Origin of the sequence: Xanthomonas maliensis (assembly GCF_009192945.1) — a bacterium.
In the GTDB taxonomy this organism is placed as follows: Bacteria; Pseudomonadota; Gammaproteobacteria; order Xanthomonadales; family Xanthomonadaceae; genus Xanthomonas; species Xanthomonas maliensis.
Genome location: NZ_NSET01000065.1, coordinates 1 through 12,748, shown reverse-complemented (window position 1 = coordinate 12,748; position 12,748 = coordinate 1). Strand labels below are relative to the sequence as shown.

Sequence of the window (12,748 nt, the reverse complement as noted above, 5' to 3'; positions counted from 1 at the left end):
TGTGCTGCCGTCGGCAAGCGCGCCTGCTTGCCTGGGCAGAGGTGACCATTGCATGGCATCAGGGCGCGCGCTTCGGCGGGCAGCGTCTTGCCGTGCGTGCGCGTGCAACGTGTGCAGTCGTAGCACGCTTCGCGATGCAGCACTGCAGATCGGCTCGGTCGACACCGCAAGACGCGCATCTCTCCGCTAGAGCGTGTTGCGCGCTTTGAGCTTCGCACGCACCGCGAAGCACATAAGACGCTCCAGACGTAGCGCTCAGCGCGCTGCGGGCGAGTGCGATCGCAGGCCTTCCACGGGAGTGCATAGCGATGTCTGCAGACGCAGGGTTCGCCCAGCAATGCTGCACTTGAACAAAGCGCCGTCGCGATATCGCCTGCCGCGGTCGCCCAAGGCCGCTGCAGGCTGCTGGGCAGGCGTCGTGCGCCGCGCGTCGCTGTCCGGTGTCCAGGGCTGGCGTTGTCCTGTCCTTGCTGTCTCTTGTTGTCCTTTTCGAATGTCCCGCAGCGCGAATAACGCGGTCTGTCAAAAATCCAGGATTGGATAATTGTATTCGGCGCAAACTCGCGCGAAGAATGCACGCCCCCACGCATCGCGTTGCCGCTGTCGCGCCGCATGCGTCAGCCGCAGCGCTCACGACATCCATTGGGAGAGGCTGCATGAAAATCACCACACTCCAGAGCGCGCTCGTGCTCGTGTTGTCCATATGCGCTGCGGGGGCGGTCGCCGGGCCGGTCGGCTACGGCGCCGCGACGACCGGGGGCGGCAACAAGATGCCGGTCAACGTCGCCAGTTTCGAGGCAATGCAGTCAGCCATCGATAGCTACTCCGGCAGTGGCGGACTGGTGCTCAACTACACCGGCAAGTTCGACTTCAGCACCATCAAGGACGTCTGCGCGCAGTGGAAGCTGCCGGCCAAGACCGTGCAGATCAAGAACAAGAGCGATATCACCATCAAGGGGGCCAATGGGTCAGCGGCCAACTTCGGTGTGCGGGTCGTCGGCAATTCCAGCAACGTCATCATCCAGAACATGACCATCGGTCTGCTGCAAGGTGGCGAGGATGCAGATTCGATCTCGCTGGAAGGAAATTCCAGCGGCGAGCCGTCCAAGATCTGGATCGATCACAACACCATCTTCGCCTCGTTGACCAAGTGCTCCGGCGCAGGCGATGCCTCGTTCGACGGCGGCATCGACATGAAGAAGGGCGTGAATCACGTCACCGTCTCCTACAACTATATCCACGACTACCAGAAGGTGTCGTTGAACGGGTATAGCGACAGCGATACCAAGAACGACGCCGCGCGCACCACCTATCACCACAATCGCTACGAGAACGTGGATTCTCGGCTGCCATTGCAGCGGTTCGGCTTGAGCCACATCTACAACAACTACTTCAACAACGTCTTTACCTCCGGCATCAATGTACGGATGGGGGGCATTGCCAAGATCGAGTCCAACTACTTCGAGAACATCAAGAATCCGGTGACCTCGCGTGACAGCAGCCAGATCGGCTACTGGGACCTGATCAATAACTACGTCGGAAGCGGCATTACCTGGACCATACCCGATGGCAGCAAGCCCTACGCCAATGCCACCACGTGGATCAGTTCCAAGACCTTCCCGGGGTCGCTGGGATACACGTACACCGTGACCCCGGCCGCGCAGGTCAAGGCCAAGGTGATCGCCACGGCAGGCGCCGGCACCAATCTCGCCGAGTAACTCGGGCGAGGCCGTGCGGTGCACGTCCCCGGCCAGGCCGGGGGCGTGCTGGGGGCAAGCGCCAGCAGAGCCTCCATCGAGCGGATGGGTCGTATGGCGTCCGTCAAGAGGCGCAGTTGGCGCCGCGACGCGGTATCGTGTCGCGTTTCCACCCGTCGATCCTGCCCATGTCGCTTCCGACCGACCCCGCTGCCCAGACCGCTTCCGCCACGGCGCCGACGCTGCGCCATGCACTCAAACCCCGGCAGTTGATGATGATGGGGTTGGGCACGGCGATCGGTGCTGGCCTGTTCCTGGGCTCGGGGGAGGGCATCCACACCGCCGGCCCAGCCGTGCTGTTGTCCTACCTGATCGCCGGTGCGTTGGTGATCATCGTGATGAACGCTCTGGGCGAGATGGCGGCGGCCAAGCCGACCAGCGGCGCATTTTCGGTCTACGCAGCCGATGCGATGGGCGCGACGGCCGGTGCCACCGTGGGCTGGCTGTGGTGGCTGCAGATCGTGGTGGTGATTGCGGCCGAGGCCGTGGGCGCGGCCAGCCTGCTGGCCACGGTATGGCCGGCAGTGTCGGTACCGATCTCGGCATCGCTCTTCATGGCGGTGTTCACTGCGATCAACCTGTTGGGCGTGCGTAGTTTCGGTGAGTTCGAATTCTGGTTCGCCATCCTCAAGGTGGTGGCGATCGTGCTGTTCCTGTTGATCGGCGTGGCCTTGTTGGCAGGTTGGCTGCCAGGCGTGGCCTCACCCGGCCTGAGCAATTTCAGCCAGAACGGCGGCTTCGCCCCCAAGGGCCTGGCTGGCGTGGGGGCGGCCCTGTTGGTGGTGGTCTTCGCCTTCGGCGGCACCGAGATCGTCGCGGTGGCCGCGGCGGAAACTGCCGATCCCGGTCGTAGCCTGGCGCGGACCATCCGCACCGTCGCCTGGCGCATCCTGGTGTTCTACATCGGGTCGATCAGCGTGATCGTGGCAGTGGTACCGTGGACCAGCGAAGCCTTGCGTTCGCCATTCGCCGCGGTGCTGGACGTGGCGCGCATTCCCGGTGCCGCCACCGCCATCACCCTGGTGGCCGTGGTGGCGCTGTTGTCGGCGCTCAATGCCAATCTATACGGTGCCTCTCGGATGATCTTTTCGCTGGCGCAGCGCGGCGAGGCACCGCGGTTCCTGGCGCGCACCAGCGCACAGCAGGTCCCGCGGCTGGCGGTGGTGGCCAGCGTCCTGTTCGGTTTCGCTGCGGCAGTGCTGGAACTGTTGTACCCCAACAAAGTGTTGTCGGTCCTGCTCAATATCGTTGGCGCCACCTGCTTGCTGGTGTGGACGATCTCGCTGGTCTCGCAATTGATCCTGCGGCGGCGGGCGGATCGCGAGGGCCTGGCGCTGCCGTTCCGCATGCGCGGTTTTCCCGTGCTGACCCTGCTGGCGCTGGGAATTCTGGCGGCGATCTTCGGGTTGTTGGCAAGTTCGCCGGAGACCCGTATGCAATTCCTGTCGATGGTGGCCCTCACCGCAGTCATCGCGCTGGTCAGCGAAGTGGCGCGGCGCGCGCGTCATCGCGCATAAACGCAGACGGCCGGGAGCACTCGCGCTGCGCGGTGACGCGCCGATGCTTGGCGCAGCGGCGATCGTCGCTGGCGGCGCTGCTACGCCACTGAGGACCCATGCGCGCAGGGATGCGGTCATCGAGGGATGGCAGTGCGCTATCGGCCAGCAAGAAGCTGGCGCGGCGGTGCGTTGGAGAGGGAAGCGAACATCAGCCGACTCGGTTGGCTCCGGTGGCGATCGGCGATGGCGGTCGGCGTGCGCCGACGTCCATCCATGGACTGTCGATCCGGCAGTGGACGCGGCCTGCGATGATGGCCTGCCGCCCATTGGCGCAAGCACGTGTACAGTCCAATCCCCTGGACGTCGCGCTGCAGTTCGGTTAATGATCGTCGGGCATTGGCTGTCGCTCGATCGGAGTCCGGCAGCGGATGTCGCAGTAAATATTTTCTGATTCAAATAAATCCGCGTTCTTCATTCCTACTCTTTTCTGGGGTCACTGCCGGAGCTGCGTCGATGAATGCTGTTTCGTCCGAGGAGTCTGCTGCCTTTTCGACGGCCAACACGGTGGACGCGGTGCATGCGCTGGCCTATCCGATCGATACGCATCTCGACTCGCTGTACCTGGCACGCTTGCTCGGCTACGACTTCTGGAAAGGCGACTGGCAGGCGCATCGCCGCTCACTGATCATCTGGCTGGTTCGCAAGGGCTCGCCGAAAGGCCGCAATCATCCGCTGATGGACCATGTCAGTGGTCCGGACTTTCTCGCCGGCGGTTACGGTGGTGCCTGTTTCAGCGCCCATGCGCTGTGGGAAAACTTCATCGATACGCGCTTGCTCGACCCATGGAAACAGTGGCTGGAGCATCAGCGCTATGTCGAGACAGTGGTCGAAACAAGTCAGGATCGGATGCGCTTGGCGCGCAGTGCCAGCGAGCTGCATGCGATCCGGGCCGATGGTCGTTGCTGCGCCATTCTGTCGCTGGAAGGCGCGCATATGCTGGGCCCCAGCGGTACCGGCAGCCAGGCGATGCGGCTGCAACGCCTGGAGATTGCCGCCAAGGCCGGTGCTGCCTATATGACGCTCAATCATTTCAGCCATACCGATCTGTCCCAGGCCGGCTATGCAGCGGTCAATCGCTGGCGGGAGGTCGCGGGTCAGGGGCTGACGGCGTTTGGCAGGCAGGTAGTGGAACGTTGCATCGATGTCGGCCTGCTGATCGATCTCACCCATACCTCGCGCCAAGGCATCATCGATACCTGCGACATTTGCGTGCGGCGCAATGTGCCGGCCTTTGCATCGCACGGCGCGTCGCGCCGCGTCACCCGTGGTGCCGAGACGCGGCCATCGCCGCATCTCGATCGCGGACTCGACGACGATGCGATTCGCGCCATCGTTCAGACCGGCGGCTGTATCAGCGTCATTCTGGCGCCGTATTACCTGCAGCATGCTTACCTGGCGGACGGCACGCCGAATATGGATGCCGATCTCGCCTTCGTCGTTGCCTATTATGAAGCCTTTGCTGGCCAGATCGCGGACATGGCGATCGTCGAAGATCCCTGGAAGCACCTGAGTTTCGGCAGCGATTTCGATGGCGGGATTTCCAGCCTGCCGACCGGCATGCACAGCGGCGCGGATTTGCCCAAGCTCACCCAGGCGATGCTGGATGCCGGCTGGCCGGTGCAACGCATCGTCGATGTCTATAGCGGCAATTTCCTGCGGGTCTGGGAGCGGGTGCGGTCGTAACGGACTGCTGCGCACTGGGTGCGGGTCGTAGGCGCGGAGAGCCCGGCCGCGCGTCCCACCAACAGCACTCGGTCTGGCCGATGCGCAGTCAGGTAGGGCAGCATCGGGAAGCGACGTGCAGCGCCAAAGCGACGGTCGCCCATCCGAACGCAGCGTCTCTCGGTGCCGGTGCCGACAGCGGTGTTGACGTCCGCCGGGACGCAACCACGACCTCACGCATGACCCCGCGATGGCATCCGCAGGGCACGCTGCAGGGCATGGCCGCACACGGGGCGCGCTGCTTGGCGACGCAGCCTGACGCGCTTGGCCTTCGATCATCGGGCCGAGACCACGGCCGCAGCTGTCCACTGCGAGCCTGCCGACGGAACGCTTCTTCGCGATTGCAGCGGCTGTCACTGCGACAAGCTGCCGCAGTGCGACCGCGTGTCGCATCGGGAACGGGCACGACCGTCCCTATCATGAAGACGTGCCGCAACCGGCCATGCGCGGCGCGGCGAATGTCGCTACGGTTCCGACGTGGAGCCATGTGTGGTTTTCTTACAGGAGGTGTCCATGGACGCCCTGCTGCTGTCACGGATCCAGTTCGGGTTCGTCATTGCCTTCCACGTGCTGTTTCCTGCATTCACCATTGGCTTGTCCAGCTTGCTCGGCTTTCTGGAATGGCGCTGGCTGCGCACGCGCTTGCCGGTCTGGCGCAGCCTGTATTTCTTCTGGCAGAAGATCTTTGCGGTGTCCTTCGGCATGGGCGTGGTCAGCGGCATCGTGATGGCCTTCCAGTTCGGCGCCAATTGGCCCGAACTCAGTCGCATCGCCGGCAGCGTGATCGGCCCACTGCTGAGCTATGAAGTGCTCACCGCGTTCTTCCTGGAAGCCAGCTTCCTGGGCGTGATGATGTTCGGTTGGGGGCGCATTTCCGAGCGCCTGCATTTCTTCGCCACCTGCATGGTCGCGCTGGGAACGCTGTTCTCTACGTTCTGGATCCTGTCCTCCAATAGCTGGCTGCAGACGCCGGCCGGCTACGAGGTGGTCAATGGCATCGTGCATCCGGTCGATTGGATGCAGGTGATCTTCAACCCCTCGTTCCCGTATCGTCTGGCGCATATGGCCCTGGGGGCGTTCATCACCACCTGCTTTGTGGTCGGTGCCGTAGGGGCCTGGTATCTGCATCGGGGCGTGCACCGTGATGCTGGCCTGCGCATGCTCAAGTTGGCGGTGGTGTTCTCGGCGATCGTGATGCCGCTGCAGATCGCCGTCGGCGACATGCATGGTTTGAATACGCTCAAGCACCAGCCGATGAAAATCGCCGCGGTCGAAGCGCATTGGCACGATGCGCCTGCCGGCGAGGGCGTTCCGCTGGTGGTCTTCGCGCTGCCCAATGCGCGCCAGGAGCGTAACGACTACGAGATCGCCATTCCGCGCTTGGGTAGCCTGATCCTGACCCACCGTCTGGACGGCAGCATTGCACCGTTGACCTCGGTGCCGGCCTCCGAGCGGCCGCCGGTGTTGCCGGTGTTCTTCGCATTTCGCCTGATGGTGGGCACCGGCACGTTGATGCTGTTGGTGGCCTGGGTGTCGGCCTGGGCCTGGTGGCGCGGCGCGCTGCTGCGGTGGCGCTGGTTGTTGGCGACCTGGCGCTGGATGTTGCCAAGCGGTTTCATCGCGCTGGTATCGGGTTGGTTCGTCACCGAGATGGGGCGGCAGCCGTATGTGGTGTATGGCGTGCTGCGCACGGCAGATGCGGTCGGCACGCAATCGGCGTGGATGACCGCCACATCGCTGGCGGTCTACGTGGTCGGCTACGCCTTCGTGTTCGGCTGGGGCATCTGGTACCTGGTCAAGATCGGCAAGCACGGTCCGATCGCGCATGACGACGCGCCGCAGCTGGACCACGGCGAGCACACGCCGGCGCGGCCGTTGTCCGCCGCCGATGCACCGATCGATGGAGTGGCGTCATGGACATGAGCAGCGTTTTGCCGGTGGCATGGTTTGCGGTGATCGGCTTCGGCGTGTTGATGTATGTGTTGCTGGACGGCTTCGTGCTCGGGATCGGCATCCTGGCGCCGTTTCGCCGCGACGAGGCGCAGCTGGATGTGATGATGAATACCGCAGCGCCGATCTGGGACGGCAACGAAACCTGGCTGGTGCTGGGTGGGGCAGGGCTGTTGGCCGCGTTCCCCAAGGCCTATGCCGCCCTCCTGTCGGCGCTGTACCTGCCGGTGCTGCTGATGGTGATGGCCTTGGTGTTCCGTGGCGTGGCGTTCGAGTTCCGCTTCAAGGCGCAACGCTCGCGGCGCCTGTGGAGCAACGCGTTCGCGGTCGGCTCGATCCTGGCGACCTTTGCCCAGGGCGTGATCCTGGGCGCGCTGGTGCAAGGCTTGCCGATCGAGCACGATCGCTATGTCGGCGGGGCCTGGGGGTGGTTCAGTCCGTTCGCCATGTTGACCGGGGCGGCGCTGGTCTTCGGCTACGCACTGCTCGGCAGTACCTGGCTGATCCTCAAGACCAGCGATCAGGTACAGCAGCTGGCACGGCAGTTATCGCGGCCACTGACGTTGACGGTCCTGGTGTTCATCGGACTGGTCAGTGCCTGGCTGCCCTCGCTGCAGTCGCATGTGATGGAGCGCTGGTTCGAGGGTCCGCACATGGGCTGGTTGTTGCCGGTGCCCGCGTTGGTGGCGCTGGTCGGCTATGGATTGTGGCGGGCGATCGCTGCCGCGCGCGCCGATGCCTGGCCCTTTCTATTGGCGATGGCGCTGTTCGCGCTGGGTTTCCTGGGATTGCTGCTGGGCATGTGGCCGTATCTGGTGCCGCCGGTCTATACGATCTGGCAGGCCGCCGCGCCGCCGTCCTCGCAACTGTTTGCGCTGGCCGGGCTGGTGGCGTTGCTGCCGCTGATCCTGGGCTACACCGTGTGGTCTTATCGGGTGTTCCGCGGCAAGGTCACCGCCGAGACCGGCTACCACCACTGACGCCGGCTGCGTGTCGGTCGTGGCGTGCGATGACATGCGGCCGGCCGCCACGGGGGTATGACGGCCGGGGGAGCTTCATCGCAGGCGCTGCCGAAACAGCCACTCCCACATGCTCGGGTCGGCGTAGGTCGCGTCCCAGGCATTGTGGTTGCCGTGCGGGTATTCGCTGTAGCGCACATTGGCGCCCACCCCCTTGGCGGCGCGGTACAGCGCACGGTCGTCGTGCGGCGGTACCTGATCGTCCTTGGCGCCATGGAACATCCAGATCGGCACCCGCTTCAAGCGCGTGACCGCGGCGGTATACGGATCGGCCTCCTGTGCGACCAGGCTGACGTAGAGCGTGCGGCGTTCGTCGCGCGGTGCCTTCAACGCGCCGCAGATCGGCACTAGCGCGGCGAACCGCTGCGGCTGCATCAGGCCGACCTCCCAGGTGCCATAGCCGCCCATGGAGATGCCGGTCAGGTAGGTCCGCTGTGGGTCGGCATTGAATTCCGCGCTGGCGGCATCCAGCGCGGCGATCGCCATACGTGCATTGATGCCCAGCCACTCCTCGTCGTCTGGGACCTGCGGCAGCACCACCAACGCGGGAAAATCCGCTGCGTGATCGCGCAAATAGGGGCCAAGCCCGACCTCGGTCTGATCGCGCCCGTTGTCGCCGCGCTCGCCGGAGCCGTGCAGGAACAGCACGATCGGCCGCGGTTGCGCCGCGGCTGCGGCCGGCACGAACACTTGGTAGCGGTACTCGCGTCCTTCCAGCTGCAGCGAACGCATCACGAAGTGACCGCTGCGCGGATCCGGGTGGCGGTCAGGCATGCCGGCGCATCCCACCAGCGCCAACGCCACCAGTACAACGACAAGGCAACGACCAATCACGCAGAGCTCCCAGGCGGATACACAAGTGAAGTATCGCCGGCAGCGTATGCGGTGGGGCGTGCAGAGCGAGCGGTTCCAAGCCTGGGTTCATCTGTGCGGTTCAGCGCAGCAGGATCAGCGCAGCAGGATCAGCGTGGCCAGGCCAAGGAAACTGAGGAAGCCCATCACGTCGGTCAGGGTCGTCAGGATCACGCCGCCGGCCAGGGCCGGGTCGAAGCCCAGCCGCTTGAGCGTCACCGGCACCAGCACTCCGCCCAGCGCGGCGGTCAGCAGGTTGACGGTCAAGGCGGTGCCGATCACCAGCGACAGCATCGGCTGATGGAACCAGGCCAGCACGATCAGGCCCAGGCCGATGCCCAGACACAGGCCGTTGATCAACGCGACAGTGAGTTCCTTCTTCAGCAAGGTCATCACGTTGGAGGCGCCGATCTGCCCGAGCGCCAGGCCGCGCACCATCAATGCCAGCACCTGGGTGCCGGCATTGCCGCCCATGCCGGCGACGATGGGCATCAGCGCGGCCAGCGCGACCAGCTTCTCGATCGTGCCCTCGAACTGGCTGACGACGCTGGAGGCGATGAACGCGGTGGCGAGGTTGACCCCCAGCCAGAGCAGCCGGCGACGGAACGCGCGCCTGGCCGGGCTGAACATGTCCTCGTCCTCGTCCAGGCCGGCGGCGCTCAGCGCCTGGTGCTCGGCCTGCTCGCGGATGATGTCCACCACGTCGTCGATGGTGATGCGGCCCAGCAGGATGTTGTTGTCGTCCACCACCGGCGCGGAGATCCAGTCGTGGTCGGAGAAGCGCCGCGCCACTTCCTCGGCGCTGTCGCCGACGTCGATGGCCGGTTGTTCGTCGTCGATCAGCCGATTGACCGGCGTGCTGTCCTCGTGCGTGACCAGGGCAGCCAGCGGCACCCGGCCCAGATACTGGTGCCGGCGGCTGACCACGTACAGATGGTCGGTGTGATCGGGCAGCTCGCCGCGCAGGCGTAGATAGCGCAGTACCACGTCGACGTTGACGTCGGCGCGCACGGTCACCACGTCCGGGTTCATCAGGCGGCCAGCGGTGTCTTCCGGATACGACAGCACCTGCTCGAGTCGCTCGCGGTTTTCGCGATCCATCGACTTGAGCACTTCATCGATGACGGTATCGGGCAGGTCCTCGACCAGGTTGGCGAGGTCGTCGATGTCCAGGTCTTCGACCGCGGCCACGATTTCGTCCGGGTCCATGTCGGCCAGCAGGCTTTCGCGCACTTCTTCACCGACGTGCAGCAGCACTTCGCCGTCGTCTTCCGGATCGACCAGGCCCCAGACCACCTCGCGCTTGCCCGGCGGCAGCGATTCGAGCAGGTTGCCGATCTCCGCCGGCGCCAGCGTGTTGACCAGCCGGCGGACCGGACCCAGGCGGCCGCTGTCCAGCGCATCGGACAACAGGCGCAACTGGCGGGCGGTCTTGTCGTGGCGGACGGCTTCGGCCATGCACGGCTCCCCGGTGAAGTGAACGTGTCCCCACGGAACACGGTGCTGGGTCAGCGCGGCATTATCGCTTGCGATGGGTGACGAAACATACCGTCGTCGGCGTCGCCGGTGCCAGGATCGCCATCGGTGTGGCGATGCACACGCTGGCGTTCGCGTTGAAATCCCTGCAAGCCTGCGCGCTGCACGACGAGGCGCGACATTGCTGGCCACCTTGCGCATGCCACTTCCGAGAATGTGCGGTCTGCGGGCCAGTCACTGTTCGATCGTGTCGACCTGCAGCGAGTCGACCTCTCCTGGCTGCGGCAAAGCGCACGCCATTGCTCAATGCAGATTGCCGCAGCCGACGCCAGCCAGCCACTTCTCGATCGCCTTGCGGTCGCGCGCGCGCAGGAGTTTTTCGCCCTGCAATCGCAGCTCGCCCAGATGCGAGTCGCGGATGGCACGGCGCACTTCCAGCAACGTGGCCGGGTGCAGGCTGAATTCGCTCAACCCCAAGGCCAGCAGCATCGGGACGAAACGCGCATCGCCAGCGATCTCGCCGCAGACCGCCACCGGCGTGTCGTACTGGCGCCCAACAGCGATCACCTGGGCGATCAGTCGCAGCACGGCAGGATGCAGTGGCGAATACAGCTCGCCCAGCGCCTCGTTGTTGCGATCCACCGCCAACAAGTACTGCACCAGATCGTTGGTGCCGATGGACAGGAAGTCGACATCCTCGATGAAGCAATCCAGTGCCAGCGCCGCGGCCGGCACCTCGATCATCGCACCGAGCGGGATCCGCTCGGCGATTTCATGGCCTTCCTCGCGCAGTTGGGCGGCCAGCTTCTTCAGCTGCTTGCGCAACTGCTGGACTTCCTCGCGTCCGCTGATCATCGGCACCAGGATGCGCACCGGGCCATAGCCGGATGCGCGCAGGATCGCCCGCAACTGGGTGCGCGCCACCGCCGGACGGGCCAGGGACAGTCGCACGCCGCGCAGGCCCAGTGCCGGATTGTCTTCGTCGCTGAGGGTCAGGCCGGTGCGGTCGGCCTTGTCGGCGCCCAGGTCCAGCGTGCGGATGGTCACTGGCCGGCCACTCATGCCCAGCACGGTGTCGCGGTAGGTCTGGAACTGTTCTTCCTCGTCCGGCAGCTCCTGGCGTTGCAGAAACAGGAACTCGGTCCGGTACAGCCCCAGGCCCCTGGCCCCCAGCGCATGCGCCTGCGCCACGTCTTCCAGCGACTCGGCATTGGCCAGCAAGGTGATATCGATATTGTCGCGCGTGCGGCTGGGTTTGGAGCGCAGACGGCCCAGCTCGCGTTGTTCCTTGGCCAGCGCGCGCAGTCGCTCGCGATAGTCGCGCAGATGCGTGGGGGTGGGATCGACGATGACCTGGCCACTGCCGGCCTCGACGATCAGCACATCGCCATCGTCGATCCGCTGCAACGCATCGGCCACGCCGACCACCAACGGCAGATGCAGGCTACGCGCCAGGATGGCACTGTGCGAAAGCGCGCTGCCGGCGGTGGTGACGATGGCCACCACGCCTTGTGCCTGCAATTGCGCCAGTTCCGACGGTGCGACGTTCTCGCAGACCAGAATCTCGCCGGCCACGCCCTTGAGGTCGGTGGGGCGCTGGTGAAGAAATGCGTGGATGCGCCCGATGACGTGGTCCAGGTCGTCCATGCGGCTCTTGAGGTAGGCATCTTCCATGCCGTCGAAGACCGCTGCCAGCCGATCCCGCTGCACCTGCAACGCATAATCCGCGCTGTAGCGATGGCTGCGGATCAGCTCGTCCAGCCCTTGCAGCAGTTCCGGGTCGTCCAGCAGCAAGGCGTGCAGGTCGAGGAATTCGCCCACCTCCCGCGCCAGCGCGCCCTGCAGCCGATCGCGCAATTGCTGCATCTCCTGGCGCGCGGCGGCGATCGCCAGATGCAGACGCTGCAGTTGGACCTGCACCTGGCTGGCGGGGACGCGCTGTTCGGCCACGTCAAGGGCATGGCTCTGGCGGACCCGCGCGCGGCCAAGCGCGTTGCCGCGCGAGGCGCCATGGCCGCGCAGACGCACGCTCATGCGCAACCAGGGCGCGCAGGCGCCTGATCGGCAGGCGGGGCAGCGGCCACGCCAGGCACGCTCAGCTGTCCTCGTCGAAACGACGCTCGAACAAGTCTACCAACGCCTGCATGGCCTCGGCCTCGTCTTCGCCATCCAGACGCACCGCCACGCGGGTGCCCTGGCCGGCGGCCAGCAGCATCACGCCCATGATGCTCTTGGCATTGACCTCGCGGCCCTTGGCCGACAGGGTGGCATGGCTGCGGAACGAGGACAGGGTCTGCACCAGCTTGGCGGTCGCCCGCGCATGCAGTCCCAGCCGATTGGACACTGTCAATTCACGTTCAAGCATCGTCGATGATCGCTCCATTGCGGGTGCCGGCGGCCGCGGTGGCCGGCA

The 12,748-nt window shown here is 65.2% G+C and carries 9 protein-coding genes; 5 read left to right on the top strand and 4 right to left on the bottom strand.

What is annotated here, in order from left to right:
• Positions 1–656: 656 nt before the first annotated feature.
• From CKY51_RS19125 to cydB, 5 genes are all read left to right on the top strand, one after another.
• Positions 657–1,718, top strand: coding sequence for a pectate lyase family protein (locus CKY51_RS19125; protein ID WP_152249681.1), 1,062 nt, complete (start codon positions 657–659; stop codon positions 1,716–1,718).
• A 167-nt stretch (positions 1,719–1,885) separates the two neighbouring features.
• On the top strand, positions 1,886–3,274 hold the full coding sequence (locus CKY51_RS19120; RefSeq protein WP_022974203.1) for an amino acid permease: 1,389 nt from the start codon (positions 1,886–1,888) through the stop codon (positions 3,272–3,274).
• A gap of 495 nt (positions 3,275–3,769) precedes the next feature.
• A complete protein-coding gene (locus CKY51_RS19115) occupies positions 3,770–4,999 on the top strand; it encodes a membrane dipeptidase (protein WP_152249680.1) in 1,230 nt (409 codons plus the stop codon).
• 552 nt (positions 5,000–5,551) lie between these two features.
• Positions 5,552–6,961: a cytochrome ubiquinol oxidase subunit I gene (locus CKY51_RS19110; protein WP_152249679.1), complete on the top strand. Its 1,410-nt coding sequence runs from the start codon at positions 5,552–5,554 to the stop codon at positions 6,959–6,961.
• A complete protein-coding gene (cydB, locus tag CKY51_RS19105) occupies positions 6,952–7,968 on the top strand; it encodes a cytochrome d ubiquinol oxidase subunit II (protein WP_022974199.1) in 1,017 nt (338 codons plus the stop codon). The genes CKY51_RS19110 and cydB overlap by 10 nt, the downstream gene beginning before the upstream one ends.
• A gap of 75 nt (positions 7,969–8,043) precedes the next feature.
• Here the strand turns inward: cydB and CKY51_RS19100 are convergent, their stop codons facing one another.
• The 4 genes from CKY51_RS19100 to CKY51_RS19085 form a co-directional block, all read right to left on the bottom strand.
• On the bottom strand, positions 8,044–8,841 hold the full coding sequence (locus tag CKY51_RS19100) for a carboxylesterase family protein (protein WP_031340755.1): 798 nt from the start codon (positions 8,839–8,841) through the stop codon (positions 8,044–8,046).
• A 114-nt stretch (positions 8,842–8,955) separates the two neighbouring features.
• Positions 8,956–10,317, bottom strand: coding sequence for a magnesium transporter (gene mgtE, locus CKY51_RS19095; protein WP_022974197.1), 1,362 nt, complete (start codon positions 10,315–10,317; stop codon positions 8,956–8,958).
• A gap of 321 nt (positions 10,318–10,638) precedes the next feature.
• Positions 10,639–12,369 (bottom strand): phosphoenolpyruvate--protein phosphotransferase, encoded by a 1,731-nt coding sequence (gene ptsP / locus CKY51_RS19090; RefSeq protein ID WP_022974195.1) that lies wholly within the window; start codon positions 12,367–12,369, stop codon positions 10,639–10,641.
• A gap of 61 nt (positions 12,370–12,430) precedes the next feature.
• Positions 12,431–12,700, bottom strand: a complete 270-nt coding sequence (locus CKY51_RS19085; protein WP_022974194.1) for an HPr family phosphocarrier protein — start codon at positions 12,698–12,700, stop codon at positions 12,431–12,433.
• Positions 12,701–12,748 lie beyond the last annotated feature (48 nt).

Bases quoted from the DNA above. Each gene is read 5' to 3' on its own strand.
- CKY51_RS19115 (WP_152249680.1), top strand. From the start codon at position 3,770: ATGAATGCTGTTTCGTCCGAGGAGTCTGCTGCCTTTTCGACGGCCAAC.
- mgtE (WP_022974197.1), bottom strand. From the start codon at position 10,317: ATGGCCGAAGCCGTCCGCCACGACAAGACCGCCCGCCAGTTGCGCCTG.
- CKY51_RS19110 (WP_152249679.1), top strand. From the start codon at position 5,552: ATGGACGCCCTGCTGCTGTCACGGATCCAGTTCGGGTTCGTCATTGCC.
- CKY51_RS19125 (WP_152249681.1), top strand. From the start codon at position 657: ATGAAAATCACCACACTCCAGAGCGCGCTCGTGCTCGTGTTGTCCATA.
- ptsP (WP_022974195.1), bottom strand. From the start codon at position 12,369: ATGAGCGTGCGTCTGCGCGGCCATGGCGCCTCGCGCGGCAACGCGCTT.
- CKY51_RS19120 (WP_022974203.1), top strand. From the start codon at position 1,886: ATGTCGCTTCCGACCGACCCCGCTGCCCAGACCGCTTCCGCCACGGCG.
- CKY51_RS19085 (WP_022974194.1), bottom strand. From the start codon at position 12,700: ATGCTTGAACGTGAATTGACAGTGTCCAATCGGCTGGGACTGCATGCG.
- cydB (WP_022974199.1), top strand. From the start codon at position 6,952: ATGGACATGAGCAGCGTTTTGCCGGTGGCATGGTTTGCGGTGATCGGC.